The organism is uncultured Flavonifractor sp. (genome assembly GCF_944385615.1).
Taxonomy (GTDB): domain Bacteria; phylum Bacillota; class Clostridia; order Oscillospirales; family Oscillospiraceae; genus Flavonifractor.
Genome location: NZ_CALWXV010000076.1, coordinates 1 through 19116 on the forward strand (window position 1 = coordinate 1; position 19116 = coordinate 19116).

At 38.2% G+C, this 19116-nt stretch carries 15 protein-coding genes; 1 reads left to right on the forward strand and 14 read right to left on the reverse strand.

Translation table 11 applies throughout. The features are described from left to right. Positions 1 to 360: 360 nt before the first annotated feature. Positions 361 to 807: a hypothetical protein gene (locus Q0J75_RS12345; protein ID WP_297201792.1), complete on the forward strand. Its 447-nt coding sequence runs from the start codon at positions 361 to 363 to the stop codon at positions 805 to 807. Positions 808 to 903: 96 nt separating this feature from the next. Here the strand turns inward: Q0J75_RS12345 and Q0J75_RS12350 are convergent, their stop codons facing one another. The 14 genes from Q0J75_RS12350 to Q0J75_RS12415 all read right to left on the reverse strand — a co-directional run bounded on the left by Q0J75_RS12350 (position 904) and on the right by Q0J75_RS12415 (position 19115). Continuing rightward, positions 904 to 3252, reverse strand: a complete 2349-nt coding sequence (locus Q0J75_RS12350; protein ID WP_297201795.1) for a glycosyltransferase family A protein — start codon at positions 3250 to 3252, stop codon at positions 904 to 906. Between the two features lie 106 nt (positions 3253 to 3358). After that, positions 3359 to 4414, reverse strand: a complete 1056-nt coding sequence (locus Q0J75_RS12355; RefSeq protein ID WP_297201798.1) for a glycosyltransferase family 2 protein — start codon at positions 4412 to 4414, stop codon at positions 3359 to 3361. Positions 4415 to 4426: 12 nt separating this feature from the next. Then, on the reverse strand, positions 4427 to 5539 hold the full coding sequence (locus Q0J75_RS12360) for an FkbM family methyltransferase (RefSeq protein ID WP_297201800.1): 1113 nt from the start codon (positions 5537 to 5539) through the stop codon (positions 4427 to 4429). 46 nt (positions 5540 to 5585) lie between these two features. Beyond that, the gene (locus tag Q0J75_RS12365; protein ID WP_297201803.1) at positions 5586 to 6893 is read right to left on the reverse strand and encodes a radical SAM protein; all 1308 of its coding nucleotides are present in this window, start codon (positions 6891 to 6893) and stop codon (positions 5586 to 5588) included. After that, positions 6894 to 8186, reverse strand: coding sequence for a radical SAM protein (locus Q0J75_RS12370; protein ID WP_297201806.1), 1293 nt, complete (start codon positions 8184 to 8186; stop codon positions 6894 to 6896). A 59-nt stretch (positions 8187 to 8245) separates the two neighbouring features. Continuing rightward, positions 8246 to 9367 carry an FkbM family methyltransferase gene (locus Q0J75_RS12375; protein ID WP_297201883.1) on the reverse strand — a complete coding sequence of 374 codons (1122 nt, stop codon included), beginning with the start codon at positions 9365 to 9367 and terminating at the stop codon, positions 8246 to 8248. 96 nt (positions 9368 to 9463) lie between these two features. Continuing rightward, positions 9464 to 10591: an FkbM family methyltransferase gene (locus Q0J75_RS12380; protein WP_297201809.1), complete on the reverse strand. Its 1128-nt coding sequence runs from the start codon at positions 10589 to 10591 to the stop codon at positions 9464 to 9466. Further along, positions 10588 to 11517, reverse strand: a complete 930-nt coding sequence (locus tag Q0J75_RS12385) for an NAD-dependent epimerase/dehydratase family protein (protein ID WP_297201812.1) — start codon at positions 11515 to 11517, stop codon at positions 10588 to 10590. The genes Q0J75_RS12380 and Q0J75_RS12385 overlap by 4 nt, the downstream gene beginning before the upstream one ends. Positions 11518 to 11536: 19 nt before the next feature. Then, complete coding sequence (locus Q0J75_RS12390; RefSeq protein ID WP_297201814.1) at positions 11537 to 13324, reverse strand: thiamine pyrophosphate-binding protein; 1788 nt, start codon at positions 13322 to 13324, stop codon at positions 11537 to 11539. Positions 13325 to 13417: 93 nt separating this feature from the next. Beyond that, positions 13418 to 14575, reverse strand: coding sequence for an FkbM family methyltransferase (locus tag Q0J75_RS12395; protein ID WP_297201817.1), 1158 nt, complete (start codon positions 14573 to 14575; stop codon positions 13418 to 13420). Between the two features lie 13 nt (positions 14576 to 14588). Further along, positions 14589 to 15410 carry a pyruvate carboxyltransferase gene (locus Q0J75_RS12400; protein WP_297201820.1) on the reverse strand — a complete coding sequence of 274 codons (822 nt, stop codon included), beginning with the start codon at positions 15408 to 15410 and terminating at the stop codon, positions 14589 to 14591. A gap of 24 nt (positions 15411 to 15434) precedes the next feature. Then, a complete protein-coding gene (gene rfbH / locus Q0J75_RS12405; protein ID WP_297201823.1) occupies positions 15435 to 16751 on the reverse strand; it encodes a lipopolysaccharide biosynthesis protein RfbH in 1317 nt (438 codons plus the stop codon). A gap of 28 nt (positions 16752 to 16779) precedes the next feature. Next, positions 16780 to 18033, reverse strand: a complete 1254-nt coding sequence (locus Q0J75_RS12410) for a UDP-glucose dehydrogenase family protein (protein ID WP_297201826.1) — start codon at positions 18031 to 18033, stop codon at positions 16780 to 16782. Continuing rightward, on the reverse strand, positions 18027 to 19115 hold the full coding sequence (locus Q0J75_RS12415) for an NAD-dependent epimerase/dehydratase family protein (protein WP_297201829.1): 1089 nt from the start codon (positions 19113 to 19115) through the stop codon (positions 18027 to 18029). The genes Q0J75_RS12410 and Q0J75_RS12415 overlap by 7 nt, the downstream gene beginning before the upstream one ends. Position 19116 lies beyond the last annotated feature (1 nt).

Below are 19116 nucleotides of genomic sequence, written 5' to 3' on the forward strand. Positions count from 1 at the left end.
CTCCATTCCACCAACCGCTGTTGTTGATTGGCTCTCTGTAAACTTGCCGCCTTCTCCATGCCTGCACCTCACTATCTTGGAGTCTGGGATACTCTCTGGTACTACCTTGTACTACCATGCACTTCCTCAGACTCTTATAGTTTGGCAGAGGCTTTCTTTACTGACAAGTCGCCGACTGTTTTTACGCTTACTTTCGCTGGACTTTTTCGACAGGCTGAGGAACGGCCCGCCGTACGGCGGGCCGTTCCTGTTTTCTGCTGAAAAATATTTTTTGTTGGGTGTATGCAAACGTACACCAAAGCCCCCTGTTTCACCATAGGTAAACGGGGAAGCGCCGCTCCCCCTCAGGAGGGATGAGCTATGTCGGATTCTATGTTTTCTTTTTCGCCCCATACCAAGGGGGAGGCCCAGCAGCTTTACCGGTTGCTCCAACTGTTTGCCGCCCAACTGGAACCGGCCCAGGCCATGGAGGTTGCCTGGGTCTACCCGGAGTTTACCCCCGGAGCTGTCTATCAAACGGGTGAGTACATTCGCTGGGGGACCAACGGAGTGGGAGACCCCCAGCTCTATCAGGTAACGCTGGACCATCGCTCCAGTCCCGGCTGTTCACCGGAGCAGGCCCCAGAGCTCTATGAGGCCATTGGGGTGGACAGCCAGGGGGTGCCCTTATGGAGCCGCCCAGCGGGAGACGGGGACGGCTACGAGGCGGGGGATATCGTTTGCTTCCGGAAGGTCCGGTACCGCTGCCTGCGGGGGCCCTGCCTGTTCAGCCCCGAGGAGGCACCGGAGGAGTGGGTCATAACTTAAAGTGCACAAATAGATACCCAAAGATAAGTTAAGGCTATTTTCACATCATAGTTCTACTATTCTATTTTTATAGCATCATATTCTTATATAAACTACCTATATTGTGAAAGTATTGTCGTGAAATATTCTTTCAAATAATTTCACCGCATCATATACATTTTTAACCATATATTCTGACGCATCTAAAACAATACCGCCACCAGGCATTTTTTGTTTTTTATAGCTTTTTACCTGCTTCATTTCTTCAAGTCTATTGTTATCAATTGTTCTTGGAGACAGGCAATGATAGTAAATTTCCTGATCAAACCAGCATAAAAATTCTTCTCCTTTCCGCATAGCAGTATATCTCATTTCATGAATCTTTTTATCAAAAACGACATCACGAACATCTAATTCACTTGCAAGTTTTTTATATATTTGTTTCCAATCAAATAATCCATCCAAAGATTGTTCAGAAAGCACCCCTATAGTCATTGCTCTAAGCAAACTGCAATATAGCGACCATGTATCCGTACTTGTAAGGGGTATCTCTCTTTCCAGATATGAACGGCAAAAGCCGCCCATATTGTGGTCTGCTTTTGTCTCTTGGAGGATCTGCATATATTCTTGATCTGTGACAATTCCTTTGTTAGATTTTGTTCCAATAGAAGCACTGCTCATCCCTGCAATGGATAGTGGATATTCTAGATTTAAAATTACTGGTTTGATACATGCTGAAATTACTCCCATATAAATGTCCTGACAAGCCCAATCCCATAAGCGACCGGTTTTCTCCCACAATGTTGTAAAATAGCTTCTTTTAAAACAAGAATTGATATACATCATGGGCAGCGTATACATAGCCTGAGATTCTTTCAGGACAGTAGCAATATAACTGGCACCACTTTTATAATAACATCCATATTCCCCTTTTTTGTATGCTCGTGGAATAATAAATTGATTTTGTTGCCCATAGTTAAAGCCCGGCCAAGCATAAAAGCCTCTTTCCCATTGAATAATCTCTTCCTCTGGATACTGTTTAGTAACACTATCCAAAGTTTCCAATGCCCACGGTAATAAACCGTCATCTGATCCCAATGCAAATATATATTCTCCATGTGCTTGAAGATACGCATACTCGAAACTTTTACATAGTTGCAAATCTCTAGGTGTTTTTCTATAAATAATGCGTGGATCATTAATCTCTTTACACAGTGAATAGATTTCCGCATTTCCGCCCGTTGAATTATCGCTAACTACAATTTCATAGGACCCTTTATACGTCTGTTCCAAGCACGTCTTAATGGTATGAAAAAGTGTAGTTGCTGAATTACGTGCTGGGATTACAATGGAAAATTTACACTTGGCTGGTTGCATTATGGCTTCTTTGACTGAAAATCCGTAAATCTCACTTACATACGATAAATAATCTCCACACCACCCAAAGGTAAGGACACATTCATAATAATCTGTTTGAAAATTATAAAGTCTTCCCATTTGTTTTTGTAGCAACGGAGTTTGGCAGAGCTCGTCCATAAGATAGCCACTGCTTAACAACAAAGCATGATCATTGTAAAACTCGTTTTGATTGAGATGCTGAATAACATAATCAATGTTGCTTCCTAAGGATTCTCCATTTTGAATGAGTTCTATAGGATGTAGCGTTGTAAGAAGACCTTCTTCTTCGATATTTTGTAGTGTAATTGCCAAAGTTTCCTCTAACTGCACTGTATGTTGTACTTCAATTTGAATAGATATGTCGATAAAATATACCTTTTTGTTTAGCAGAGTTAATGCCTTGGCTACAGCTTTACATGTAGTTTGATCCGCAAAGTCACTGACAGCAACTATAAAAACGTGATTACTTTCCTGCCTCAGTCGGTATTCTAGCTCTCCACTATTTGGCAGTTCTTTTATCCACGGCCTAAAGCAACTATCGTCTTGGAAAATAGCTTCATAAGCAGCACTAAATATAGGATATGCAACAAGATCTTGCTGCACATAACTATAGTTTAACATCTTTAAAAACACAGCTTTTGAGTGATCGCCATCTAAAAAAGCTTGGTAAGTATTATTGATTTCTACGCCAATTTTTTCAATAAATTTCCGTTCTTCCTCATTTGATTCCCCATTCCATTGGTTAAAGCAGCAAAGCAAGTAGTAGATTCTTTTTGCATCCAAAGGATCGTCATAACTTCTTACAAGTTGTAAATACGCCTTTAATGCATCTGCAGCGCCATTATATGCGTACAGCGCCCAACTCTTATCTCTTAAAACATCATATATTTCTTCTACACTATAGGCTTTACTTTTAAGCATGGCCAACGCTCGTGCAACATACCATTTCGTACGAACTGGTTTTATTTCTGCCAATTGATCCAACGTCAGAATAGTTTGTGCAGCGTTGGATTCATCCAAATTATCTATTAAATTTTCTAGTAAAGCCAGATATTCTTTTTCATTCATTGTTTTTCACCATTCTTTTATTTGTACAGGAAAGGGCGCGTTGCAATACTTGCGACGCACCCTTTTAATATTTACTGGTATTTTTTATTTTATAGGAGAGCTTTTATCAATGCTTCCATGGAATAAATCCTTCGGGCGGATCATAAGAAACTGTTCTTTTTGTCGTATATGTATGTTCAATCTTCTGTAACATTTGAACTCTATCCTTTTGATCTCCATCAATACAGGCTTTTAAATCTTGATATAGACCAGAATCCGCAATCTCGAAATCAAAAGCACGAGACTGGCACAAATATCTTTTGGCAGCCATGATATCACCCGAATATAACATTTTAATTGCATAGCGTAAACACATATTTCCTAATTTTTTGGTCGCCTCATCCAATCTTTTTGCTGGCTTTGTCATGCCGTATTCAGATGTGACCTTAGCAATTTTATTAATAATTTGAAAATGTTCCATCACAGCAGTCAGATTTCGTTCAGACTCACTGGTTTCATTTCCTGAATGTACTCGGTACTGCATAAGCGGTTCATTAATATAACCAATATCTCCTGCGCATGCAAATAATGCATTTGTATACCAGTCGTTCGCAACTTGGAAGCCACAATTCCATGACTTTATCTGCATTGCAGAGGCCATTCGATACATTCTTTGTCCAGGTATGGCAATACCAGACATCATAAATACTGCGGCCTGATCTTCTCCTGGAACGACACAAGACTGGTTATAAAAGGCTGGTGTTTTTGTTATAATTCCATGTTCATTAATTTCATCGCGATGGGTCATTACCATGCTTACAGTCGGGTTTTGTACAAATATATCTACACATTTTTCAATAAATTCAGGATAAATTGCATCGTCACTAGCAAGAACTAATATAAGCTCTCCTTCACAATCTCGAAGACATAGGTTGCTATTCCGATCACTTCCAAAATTATACTTATTTTGTACAGCACTATAATAAATTCCCTTTTCATGGAACTTTGGAATATAAGACAGTGCTATGTCATAGGAGTTATCAGTCGAATGATTATCATGCAATATCACTTCATAATTATCATAAGTCTGGCTTAAAATACTATCTAAGCAATGATTTAGATATTTACCATAATTATAGTTTGGTACACAAATACTTACAAGCGGTTTATAATTATATAACATATTTTACCCCAATCATATACATGCATAACAATCTGTGTCACCAACATTTGCCGTATGATGACGCAAATATATTTTATATTTAGGATTGAATTCCTTAATTTTTAAAGGGACATTCCACAAATCACTCAAATAATGATACGCACTAATCGCTAGTTTGGGCGATTGATTCTTAATTATCTCACTAGCTCCTTCCAAAGCGGGTAGCTCAGAACCTTCAACATCCATCTTAATAAAAGTGACTCTGTTCCCCTGAACTACTTCATCAATTGACACAACATCAATTTCATTTTGGGCATTATCAGAAATATGAGGAGCTATACCTTTTCCTGCAAACTTTAGTGTTGCTTTGTGGCTCCATACGCCTTTATTAATAAATTGAATTCTTCCATCTTGATTATATACAGCAAGTCTCTGGCACATCTTATTAAAGTTATCTTTTTCAATTTCAAATGCATAGACTTTATCGAATGATCCATTGACAATTTCAATAAATTTCAAAATAGTATCTCCATCATATGCCCCCGCATCTACCATAACTTCATGAGGTCCAAAATCAAATAAACCATGTCCAAAATACTCTCCAGAGGATTTTAACTGATTAAATATTTTAGTGGCTAAATGCGGTGCTATTCTATTACATACTGCTTCAGTATATATCTCTCTTGACACTTCATCTTCAAATATAGATACTACATACAAAGCTTTATCCAAATTATCTTGAAACCATTTTTTGTTGTATTTGGAATCATATGCATTTGTATATATATCATCAAAATTATAATTTTCAATTTTCAGTTCATTCAATTGCTTTTGAATGGGAAAATAATCAGCAACCATGACCAAAACAATAGGATCTTGTAAAGCTTTCAATTCTTCAATTGAAATGCAACGTTTTCCTTTAAATGTCTTTCCCCATTTTGATGAATCATTATCACAAACATAGTCGAAATCAAATCCAGGGAGCTTATAACACTTGTTAAAATGTTCACCTGTACCCCAAAAGCAAATTGTTTTTGCTTCCATAAATCTTTTTTTTATATAAATTTCACGATCATATCGATCAAATTCACTTTCAATTGCATGAGCAAAAGCATCACTAATCTTTTTAACATAAAGATTTTGCATAAACACACATCCACATCTCGTTGTATTTTACTATATTTTCCTACTCTTATTCGTGAATCAATGGCTTTTTAAAATCCATATATCCCTGCTCTGCAGCTTTAGAGGTAATCCCCATTCCGCCAATGTGACAATGTCCACAAACTTGATAATATGATTGATCTATAAAATTCCGAATATCTTCCTTCAGTTTTTTAGGTTCTACTACTCCTTCCAAATTGACATAATCCGTTGTATAGTCCGCTATTTTAAGTCCATATACTGCTGCAGCAAAATCGCAAGGATGTAATTTACCATTCTTAATCATCATACACCGCGGTGGATGAAGGCACCTTTGTTTTTTCTGTGTCATTTCCTCTACAGTTTCCCCAAGAGAATATAGCGTTGATGGTACAATCCACTCTGGCATATGTACACCTACGGTATAAGAAATATTTTTTTGCTGCATCTTTTCAATATTTTTATACATCTTTTTTTTAGGACCTTCACCAATACTTTGCTCATAATTGGAGAAACTTACATTTACTCGTTTATCTGTAAGCCCTTCTAACTGTTCATCTGATATATCACATGTTCCTGTAGTAGCAATGCAGATAAGCCCTATGTTATCTTTTTGAAGTAATTTCTTAATAATTTTAGAGATATCAGGATGTAAAAATGGTTCTCCGCCCATTACTGTCACAGAACCAACACTATCCACGGCGTCAAAAAAAGCATCAATATCTTTTTCAATTTGATCAAAAGGCATATTGATACGATCTTCTTTAGGATATTCATTCATATATGACGTACAGCATTTACATCCTAAACTACATTTTTGGTTAATAGTTAATGTGATGTGATAGATAGACAACGGATTCTTTGATGGAGACTTTTTCTTTACAATGTTCTCAACTCTTTTACAGAACATGGCCCTGCAGCACATACTTCCTTGACAAACTTTTGAGTCAACACCCGTCTTATAATCAAAAGGACAAACAGTTCCTTCATATAAATAATCTCCACGCAGTACATGATTATACCCTTGTTCATTTAACTCGCCTAGTAATGCACCTCTTACAACATTATTGCCAATACAAAAAATAACAAGAGTATTATCTTTGTCAGTTGTAGAAAATGGTGATATTACACTTATCCCGTTTACTTCTTTAAGCTCATCTTTTCTCAAATCCCAATAATTTTCAATATTAACATTATGATCTAACAAATACTTGCCTAACGCTTCACCTAAAAAACTTGCCCCCCATAAAATAACATGAGAAAAAGATTTTATGTAATCTAACATTTCTTGATTAACACTGTGCGGAACTACTTCTCCTGAATGTGCAATTTCATAATATTTATTCTGGTTAAACATTTATACTTCCCCTTCTATAGGTGTAACAAAGTCATAAAACCCTTGCTCACCAGCCATATCTGTGCTGCCACCACCCCCACCGCAATGACCGCAAGATCTATAATAAGGCTGGTTTATAAATTTTACAATGGCTTCTGACAGATTTTCTTGGTCCAAGGATACATAATCTTCCGGATAATCTGCCACTCCTACCCCATGCAAAGAAACACTATACAGGCATGGGTAAAGCTTACCATTCATGACCTGCATACAACGCACAGGAATTCTACATTGCGCCTTTTTCTGCATCATAATTTCTTCTGAATAATGCCGGTCCCAAAGCGTCGGTGGAATAGCCCACTCAGGCATTCTTACACCAACTGTGACAGGAACATTATTTTCTTTCAAAAACTCTATGTTTCTATAAAAAATATTTAGTTGTTCTTTGGGTAGGGCATCGTAGTAACCAGAAAATGCAACATTTAATCTCTGATCTCCCGTAAGGCTCTCTAACTTCTCCTTTGAAATTTGAAAAATACCATTTGTAGCTATAGATAAAATACCAAAGTTTCTTTTTTCCAGGAGCTTTTTAATTATTTTATCTAAATCTGGGTGCAGAAAAGGTTCTCCGCCTTGTACTGTAATTGAACCCACAGCATCTACATCATCAAAGATTGCATCAATATCTTTGGCAATCTGATCATAGCTAAAATATGCTCTCCGTTCTTTAGGGTAACTATTTATATAAGAAACGCAATACTTACATCCTAAGCTACAATGGGTTGTAATCATAAACGTAAGATTTTCTAAAAATAGTCCGCCATGATTATATTTATTTTTTACAATATTTTGCAATCTGGAACAAAACATACTCCTACAAGTCATTGAACCATTGCATACCAGTCCATTTACTCCTGTCGTCGAATCAAATGGGCATACCGCACCCATAAATATCTTGTCACCTAATAGAATATGATTATATCCATGCTCTCTTAATCGCTGCATCAAATTATTGTGTATTGCCGTATTTCCAATACATAATATAATAAGAGTATTTTGTTTTATATCAGCATCTGCATCTGGAAAAGGGCTATTTACACATATTTCGTTTATATGGCCTATTTCATCGGCACGCATATCCCAATAACTATCAATGGAAATGTTATGATTTACAAGATATTTCCCAATTTCTTTTCCTAAATAACTTGCTCCCCATAATATGATACAGGGAAACGCTTTTATATAAGTAAGTAATTCAGAATTATCAACTTTATCTCCACTATGCACTTTTTTGTAATACTGTTCTATATCCATGACTGTGCAATACCCACTTTCATCAAAAAATGCTACATCTTAAAGTTTCTTAACTTAGCTCAGTGTGCATATAAAACTGTATCACCCAAAGTGTTAGTATGGTGACGAATTTCAAATTTATAATCAGGAACTAAACTTTTTAAATAAGTTGGAATTGTCCACAAATCTTCTATCTTATGATAGATACAAATTGCTAGCTTTGGCCGCTGAGATTTGATAATTTGCTCTGCGCCTTTGAGAGCTTTAAGCTCCGCTCCTTCAACATCCATTTTTATCCATGTCACTCTTTTTCCACTAAGTATGTCATCCAGTTTAACAGCCTGAACTTCTACTCCATTCTCATCTTTTAATAGACTAAAGCCCTCCTTTGGCGCCGTTTCCTCATTTCCATATTTTAGTGTTATTTTGTCGTCCCATACCCCTGCATGGTAACAATAAATTTTATTTCTTTTAGATTCCTCTAAACTATGTACATATGCTGTCAATTGCCTAAAGTTACTTCCTTCCATTTCAAAGGAGTAAATCCCATCAAAATCTTTTACTACACTAAGAAAATCTCTTACTGTATCTCCATTGTAGGCTCCACAATCTACAAATGTTTCATTGTCTGTTATCTCATAACAACTATGATCAAAATAGGTCGCCGGAGAACACAACTCATCAAAGTATTTTGTGCTAAATTGTGGTGCCAACCGCTGTGCCAAGACTTCCACATATATTTCCTTCGATCTGGCCGAATTGATACTTTCAAAAACATCTAAAATTGTATTTTTTTCAAAATCAACTTCATCTATTTCCCCGTGAATTGCCATTTCGAGAACTAGGTCATATCCTCGAACATACGGTATATTCCAAGCCTTAAATTGCTCCTCCAACTCTTTTGGTGCTCCAACTAAAATAATAACCACTAAATTCTGAATATTTTTTAAATCTTTCGGCGGCACACATTCTATACCATAAAATGTTTGGTACCATTTACTTTCATCCGAATCAGATAAATAGTTTACACCCAATCTTTCCTTAAGTTCCCTGTATGCAAAAGCATCTTTAAAAAATTGTCCTAGTCCATATACACAAACGTTCTCAAACGAACGAACCCATGTTTGCTTACAGTAACTTTTTGTATTCTTAGCAGTTTCTATAATATCTTTTAGTCGTTCACGCATCTCTTTTTTCAACACCAACTGTCAATCCTTCTTTCTAATTTTTCTCTTAAAATCCAAAGTCCACTTATTATGCAATTAAATTTATGGAGGAATACAACATTATTTTTCAATTCACTCGGCATATAGAACCGTTCCATAAAAGTTATAATTACTATGATGACGAATTTTAAATTGGTAATCAGGAACTAAACTTTTTAAATAGCTTGGAATTTTCCAAAAATCATCTATTTTATGATAAAGGCAAATCGCTAGCTTTGGCCGCTGAGATTTAATAATTTGCTCTGCGCCCATCAAAGCATTAAGTTCGGCACCTTCAATATCCATTTTAATCCACGTAACTTTTTTACCGCTAAGTACATTGTCTAATTTGATAGCCTCGACTTTTACTCCATGTCGATTTTTTAATACACTAAATGCATCTTTTGATGATTTTTCCTCATTTCCATATGTTAGTATTGTTTTTTCATTCCAGACTCCTGCATGGTAACAATTAATTTTATTCCTCTTCTTTTCTTCTAAAGTATGCACATATGCAGTCAACTGTTTATAGTTATTTTCTTCCATCTCGAAGGCATAGATGCTATCGAAATCTTTTACTGTGTTAAGAAACTCTTTTATAGTATCTCCATTGTAAGCTCCGCAGTCTACAAACACCTCATTGTCAGTGATATGATAACAACTTTGGTCAAAATAATCGGTTGGCGAAAACAGCTCTTCATAAGTTTTTGTACTCTGTTCTGGCGCCAGCCTTTGTGCCAAGATCTCTACGTATAGTTCTTTTGATCTGGCCGAATTGATACTTTCAAAAACATCTAAAATTGTATTTTTTTCAAAATCGTCTTTATTTATCTCCCCATGGATTGACATCTCAAGAAGTAGTTCATATCCCAGAATATATGGTATATTCCAAGTTTTAAATTTCTTTTCTACCTCCTTTGTGTCTCCACCAATCAAGACAATAACTACTAAGTCCTTAACTCCCTTCAAATGCTCTGGTGGCACACATTCTATACCATAAAACATTTGATGCCATTTACTTTGATCTGCGTCAGATAGGTAGTTTACACCCAATTTTTTCTTAAGTTCTCTGTCTTCAAAAACATCTCTAAAGAATTTTCCCAGTCCATATATACAAACGTTGTTAAAGGAACGAACCCATGTTTGCTTACAATACCTTTTTGAACTCTTGGCACTCTGAATAATAGCATTTAGTCTTTCCCGCATATCTTTTTCCATCATATTTCCGACACCCCTATGCTCTGAATTCCATTAGCAAAATCCACCCGACACTCAAATGACAGATCATAAAGTCTGTCACATTCAGGTTCCATCCAAAAGGTCCTGCTAAGATCGCATGCTTTTGCTCCAAACTGTAACTGGCCTGTGGGTGCAATCACATCTCTGATTTCTTTTACAAAGTCCTTTAAGATTCTTGTGTCTTTCGATGCAACATGATAGATCCCCTCTGCATGCGGTGCTTCTCCCAAAATACGCAGTGCGCGGACACAATCTGTAATATACATAAAATTCCACATATTTTCGCAGGATGTTAACTGTGGGACCTCACCCTTTTTAAGCGTATCAATAACATAGTTTACCAGTGTGCCTTGATTTTCGCCTACACCATATACACTATAAATTCTTGGCCAAACAAATGTAATTCCTATTTGCTCCGCTAACACTTTCCCCATATGATAAGCTGCTAGTTTTGCTGCTCCATACATCATAAATGGACGGGGTACCGTTTTCTCTTCTCTCGCAATCCCATGCACAACACCATATTCAGCTTGGCTGCCTGCACCTATGATCTTTGTACATCCACATGCCTTAGCTGCCTGTATAGCATTGGCAGTATACTGCAAATTTTTATATTGTACTTCAAATATCTCTCTATCGGAACCAGATGAACCATTCCATGCTAAATGAAAAAATACATCTGCCTCTATATGATATTTTTCCGAAAGGTCCGTTAATTGATCCAGTGGAAGTTCAAGAATCCGCAAATGATTTTGGGCAAACCTATTTTCCGATAAGCTTCGCTCCAGTTTCTCCCGTTTTTTTGTTCCTGGCCGAATAACTGCTGTTACTTCATATAACTGTTCCAACAATTCCTTACATAAAGCTATCCCAATAAATCCTGTGGCCCCTGTAACAATCGCTCTCATTATGAACTCCTTGTTGTGACTATTCGTTATATGCCATACATTCTGCCAATTCATCTCGGTCTAGCAATGGAGTCATATCCTCTAATGGCCGGCTCGCCATCTGGCCATCCTCACGCATATAATTCGCCTGTTTCGGCAGGATCTTTTGCGTAATATCCGCATGAAATGTACATACAACCGGGCCATCATAATCTAAAACTGCTGCAACGTGTTCAGAAAGATGCTCTTCTGTTTCAATGTGCATTCCTTTAATACCAAACGCTTCAGCAATTTTTTTCATATCAGGTAAAGTCAAGCCTGATTCTTGCGTACAACCAGTAAGATGCCCATTAAAATTTCCACTTTGGGAACCATAAATCATACTGTACCCTTTATTATCAGACACAAATATTTTAATTGGCAGATTTCTTCTTTTAATAACTTCCAATTCCTGCATATTCATTGCTATACTGCCGTCGCCTGTTACACATACTGTTCTGCGCCCATTTGATGCAATGCAAGAACCAATGCTGGCCGGAACATCATATCCCATAGCTGCAAGCCCTTTTGTCAAAAAGGCCCTTTGTCCCCATTGAATACGAAATGTTTTCATCGCAATATCTACAGTTGTACCAGAACTGGTAAACTGATAAATATCATTCGACTTCATTTGGCGACAAACCTCATCTATCAAATGATAATTGCTTACATATCCTTCTCTTGCAGCTTGCTCAGGAATAAATGTAGGATATTTTTTCCACAATATATTACAACGTTCTAACCACTTCTGCCTATCTATCTTTTTGAGCTCTGTCTTTCGTTTCAATATGGCACAAAGAAATGCCTTTGCATCACATACGATTTTTAATTGAGGATGTACACTTTTCTTTTCCATTTCATGTACATCAATGTCCACCATAACGTGGGTTGCATTTTTCAAAAAGCCCGCATAGTTATAGCCTGTATTTAGCAAATTAAGCCGGCTGCCGATCGTCAGCACAAAATCAGCATTCTGCTGAATGAGATTGGCCGCCCTATGGCCTACAGAGCCAGGGCGGCCATAATAAAGCGGGTGATCCTCTTCTATTAAATCAACACCATTCCATGAGGTCAGAACAGGAATACCAAGATACTCATATAGCTCTCGCGCTTCTTTTACTGCATGGCTAAGGCGAATACCATGCCCCAATAAGAGAACAGGCCGCTTAGAGCAATTAAACAGCTCAATTGCTTTTGTAATATCTGTATCTTTCACAGGGTATTGAGGAAGCATCCCCACATCGAATCCACGCAAAGAACCAGGCTCAATACACATCGCCTGAATATCTAACGGAATATCGATCCAAACTGGGCCGGGGCGTCCATGAACTGCAACTGCTGCTGCTTTTTCTAACTCGTACCGAATATCTTCTGGGCGATTAATCTGTACGGCATATTTGGTATGAGACCGTACCATAGAAATAATGTCAACTTCCTGAATGCCGAATTGACGAATTCCTTGTGTTCCAACCAAATCTTCTCTTTTAACTTGCCCTGATAAAAAGATAACAGGTATAGAGTCAAGGTAAGCGCCAACCAAACCAGTAAGTGCATTTGTGCCACCAGGACCGCTAGTCACAAGGCAAACACCATAACCTTCACTGATCCTTGCATAGGCTTCAGCCGCAATAGAGGCGCCTTGCTCATGAAGCATACATACACCTTCCAGATTCTCTTGCCTTCCAAGAGAATCATTTAAATGCATCGCACCTCCCCCTGAAACGTAAAACACCTTCCTTACACCTAAGGCCTCAATATATTGCATTATATAGTCAGAAATTTTTATCATGTATGGTTGCTCCTTGTGGTACAGTTATGCCAGACCAGTTAAAATACATTTGTATTACGCCCTGAACAAAATAGCAACATAAGTAAAATACCTTTATGGAATTGCATAACAAACGGTTTCTGATACCCAAAACTTTGCATGGTGCCTAATATAAATTTTGTACTCAGGATTTATTTTATGAAGAAATAGAGGAATTTTCCATAAATCTTCAATCTTATGGTATACACATATAGCCATTTTAGGGCGCTGCTCTTTTATAATCGTTTGAGCTCCTTTGAGTGCTTCCAGCTCAGAACCTTCAATATCCATTTTAATAAAGGAAACCTTTTCATGGCGTAAAAGACTATCCAGCTTGATCATTCTTGCTGTCTTTACTTCACGAGGATTATAAACACTATAACTATCAGCAGATGCCATCGTTCCATAAGAAATCATGGTATCTTCTTTCCAAACTCCATATGGATAACAAATTACTTTTGCACCGTTTTTAGAATTGGCTTGAATAAGCTCCCCTTTTTTTAGTAGTTCCGCAAAATTATTCTCATCTAATTCAAAAGCATAATACTTTTTAAACTTTGCATCCGTTAAATTAGAAAAAATTTCAAGGGTATCTCCAATATAAGCACCACAATCTACAAAACATTCATCTTGTGTTAGTTGAATAATATCTTGAGGAAAGTACTGCGGTAAGGTACACATTGCTTCATAGGTTGTATTTGCCAGATCTGGTGCAACTCTTAAGCAAAAAATATTTGTGTATATTTCTCTTGAAAGATCGTCAGCAAGAAGATCAAAAACTGTAAAAAGTTCTGCTTTTGAAGCTGTATAATCGTTCAGTTCTTTATCAGAACCCATAATATCATCAAGTACCAAATCATTGTAAGAAATGCAGTTTTCAATTCCTACTAGTTCTTTGATCTGCTCTATCGCTGTTCTAGGATCCCCCAACATAAAAATTACAACTGTATTTTTCAATTTTTTCAGTTCATTGGGTGATATAATATGAAGGTCTTGAAATCTGTCATCCTGCTTGAGTTCAGCAAGCCGCCCTTCATTATTATCACATAGATAGTCGACTTGGAATCGCTTGCGTACATTCTGCTGAATAAAAGCTTCTCCAAAGTATTTTCCAAGTCCAAAGACGCAGATGTGATCTGCCCTCTTTAGCAGATTCACTTTGCTAAAACTGTTTCGCTTTATAGCAGAGTCAAAAGCTCTTTCCAATTGTTGCTCTAATTGTAAAGCGCTCATCCCATTCCTCCCACTATACCGCTGCACTAAATTCGTGATACCGAATTAAGTCCTCAATAATCTCATTTTTTATAATAGTAGCTTCATAACCACCAGTGATACCCATCTTTCTCAAAAGGTACTCCATGGTGAGATTTCCGTCACGCCATTTGCCGCCCAATCCAATATGGGTCACATCCATATAATCCGCACCTTCTGCAATAGCGAGATCTGCCAGTTTTTCAGCCGTGCCATTGCGATCATGGAAATGACACCCCATACGAACCCCAACTTTATGACATTCATGAATCGTGTTTTTGACATATTCCTCTGTCATTACACTTTCTGTGTCTGCAAATTCAATTGCGTGTACCCCTTTGGCTTTCGCAAACTCAGCAAACTCAATATTTTGCTCGATTGTATTATGTCCCGAGCTGGTAAAATTAATAAACACTTCGTATCCAAGTTCCAACGCTTCTGTCGCATATTTATCCAAAATTTCAAAATCGGTTTCAGAAGAACGTGTCAGCAGCCGAATGGTGTCTATTATACTGTCTTTTGCCGGCAGAAGCGGGGACAATGGACGCTGAATATCCCTCATAGCAGATAATTTTGTGGTGTTTTTTGTCTTCTGAAAAATCTCTTTGATCTCATCATTTCTTAAACTGCAGTAACGGAAATTTCCTCTGCCAGGGTCGGCCTGCTCATTATGGAAAAATCCAAGCTCTACATAGTCAATTCCTTTTGCCTGGGCAAAAATATAAATATCAGTGGCTGTTTTGGGAGAAAAATACCATCCCGTCTGATAGCCAATCTCTCTTAACGAACAATCAAAAATTTCTATCCCGTTAATCATGGTTACTCCCTCTTCCTTATACAATTATTCAGCAATTGCCTCTTTGATAAGGCGTACCATTTCATCCAACATCTCTACTGTCATTCCAGGATAAACGCCCACCCAAAAAGCATGGTGCATAGCATAATCTGTACGCTCCAAGTTTCCAACGACTCGATAGTCTATTCCATTTTTATAAGTTTCAAAGCATGGATGCCGCAATATATTTCCAGCAAACAAGTTTCTGGTCTGAACGTTGTGTTTCTCTAAATGAGCAACGATTTCATTGCGGGTTTTGGGGCACTCGGGTCTAGTTGCAACAATAAACCCAAACCAGCAGGGCTCTGCACCTACCTGCTTTTCCGGAAGAATCAACTGGCTGCTGAGACAACTCAGCTGCTCTCTCATATAACGCCAATTTTCTTGTCTTCTTCTTACAAAATGATCTAGCTTTTCAAGCTGTGCTGTTCCAATCGCCGCCTGCATTTCAGTTGTCTTTAAATTATATCCCAGATGAGAATACACATATTTGTGATCATAGCCCTTTGGAAGTGTACCAAACTGTCCATCAAAGCGATGACCGCAAAGATTATCCTGCCCGCCAGAGCACGCACATTCCCGTCCCCAGTCGCGCAAAGAACGGATGATTTTATGCAGCAGAGGATTTGAAGTATATACCGCTCCACCCTCGCCCATTGTCATTTGATGCGCTGGATAGAAGCTGGAAGTACCAATGTCACCAATTGTCCCTGTTTTTCTGACTTGGCCGTCGAGCTCATATGTCCCACCCAAAGCATCACAATTATCTTCAATCAGCCACAGATTATGCTTATCACAAAACTGTTTCACACGGGCAAGATCAAATGGATTGCCCAAACTATGGGCCAAAAATACAGCTTTTGTCTTCTCAGAATATGCTTGCTCCAGATAGTCCACATCAATGTTATAAGAGGGAATATCAATATCAACAAATACTGGTACCGCTCCGCACTGAATAATGGGAGATACTGTGGTTGGAAAAGCCGCAGCAACGGTAATGATCTCATCACCCTTTTTTAGGCGACGTTCTTTTAGCAATGGTGAGGTCAACGCAGCTACTGCCAGCAAATTTGCTGAGGAGCCTGAGTTCACAAGTGAGCAGTAGGGCACCCCTTGAAATTCAGCCAATCCTTTTTCGAATTTATTTGTATAAGCACCTGCCGTCAGCCAAAAGTCCAGTGCTGAGTCAACAAGATTACAAACTTCTCGCTCGTCAAATACACGACCCGCATAGTTGATCCTATCTCCTGTTTTATATGGCTTCTGCTGGTGATGTTCTTTGACATATTCCGCTACCATCTTCAGTATTGTGGCTTTATCCATCTTTTTTCTCCTATATTAAACACGGTCTTTATATACTTCTGCTCAACGCATAACGGCAATCAATTGTTTTTTCCATTTTTGTTGCTGCAAGCTCTAAAAACGAATCCCATGCGGTAATCATCGCAACAATATTTGAACAATTATAAACTTCTTCCGCAGAAGACAGATATTGAATGTTTATATCCGGATAAGCTCTCCTAAACTCCTGCATGGCCGCTGGATCAAATGCAACAATCTTGTTGTAGCCCAGATTTTGAAGTTCTTTTATAACTTTATATGCAGCACTATCTCTAACATCATCTGAGCCAGGTTTAAACGACAAGCCCAATATTCCTATTACATCATCACGATGCTGCCCTTGTATAATTTTCTCTGCAACAATCTTAGCCCTATTTTGATTTGTCTCGATCACATGTTTAAGAATCGGCGGTTCAAAGCCCTTTGCAACAGATTGTGCAAATAATGCGCATGTATCTTTTGGTAAGCAATACCCTCCATAACCACATCCCGGATACACATAGCTCGTCATATCACAATGATTCCATCGTTTATCCATATGAAGGATATGAAACGCATCCGCTACATCAATTCCGCCAATTGTATCTGCAATATGGGACATTTCGTTTGAGTAGCTAATCATGGTTGCCAGAAGCGTATTGGATAGGTATTTAATAAACTCACTTGTGGTATATGAAACACAATAAATCGGTATTCCCATGGGCTCATACAGCTTTTTAAGCATTTTTTCAGACACGGTATCATTGCATCCCAGCACAATTCTGTCCGCATGGATAAAGTCATCCCAGCAATGCCCTTCCCGCAAAAACTCAGGATTATTGGCAATCCCTATATGTTGCGCTACCTGTCCTTTGCCCTGGACGTAGGGATAAATTTTTTCCGCTGTTGTGGATGGTGGAATGGTCGATTTTGTTATGAGTATTCTATATCTTTCGTCCTTAATTGCAGCAATCGTTGTATCAATAGCGGAGAACAAATAAGTAAGATCCGCACTGCCTTCTTTTCCATAGGGCGTTCCAACACAGTAAAAAATATATTCACTGTCTGAAACCGCCTGTTCTATGTCCTCTGTAATAATAAAATTTTTATTTAAGTGGTGTTTTAATTCATCCTCCATCTGAGGTTCCAGGAAGGGAAGTTTCCCGTTTTGCAACGTCTCCCTTCGCTGATGATCAACGTCAATACCGTATACTTTATATCCCAAATGGGCAAAACCAAGCGCAGTTGTCAGCCCTACAAATCCCAATCCAAAAACTGTTACCATATCAAATTTTCCTCCGGACTCTCTTTCAAAAACTGAAGAAAGCGACGCACGCCTTCATTTACAGAGATTGTGGGAAGATATCCAAGGCATTCTTTTGCCTTACGAATACTTGGGCACCGACGTTGGGGATTATTCGTTAAATAATCCTTATCTTCCGATACGGCATAAACAACTTTTCCACCATACCCGAAAATCTCTCTGCCCTGTTCTTGATAGATCTCGGCCAGCTTGCTGATGGGAATCTCCGGTTTCTCAATTCCAATGTTGAAATAATCATACTTGCCATATAAGAGTATCTTTAAATACCCCGCTACAGCATCCGCAATATAACAAAATGTTCTGCTAGGGCTTCCATTGGATAAAATCACAATATCCTTGTCTTCCAACACATTTTTTGCAAAATCAGCCGGGACACGCTTATCATTAATCTTCATGCCGGGGCCATAATTATTAAACGGGCGCACCACACCAATTGGCATGTTATATTCCTGGGAAAACAGTCTGCACATGGTTTCCCCAAATCGTTTTGCCTCGTCATAGCAGGCACGTGGTCCTGTGCAGCATACATCCCCGTGATACTCTTCCTGAGTCGGTACGGCCTCTGGTGCAGGATCACCATAGATTTCACTGGAAGAAAAGAACAAAAATCCCTTAATATCTTTTTCCCGATAGAAATCCAGCAGGCTCCGCAATCCCCATATATTCGCATCAATGGTTTTAATCGGAAATTTACGATAAAATGTCGGTGAAGCAATGGATGCCATGTGAATAATATAATTGGCATCTACGGCCTCTGGGATCGTGGCAATATTGTCATGAATAATGTCAAATTTTTTCACAAGAAACTCTTGGGAAATTTCATCCATCCATCTAGGATACCCCAACATAAAATTGTCGAGGCAAATAACCTGTTTCAGATCTAGCTCTTTTCGAAACTGGTAAAGAAAATGGACCAGATAAAATCCTAAAAAGCCGGCGCAGCCAGTCAGAAGAATACGGGCTCCCTTCAACTGGTCCCGCTCATGAGGAGAGAGTTTGTCAAAGGTATACTGTAAATCTTCCGCTAATTGTTTCGTTATCATA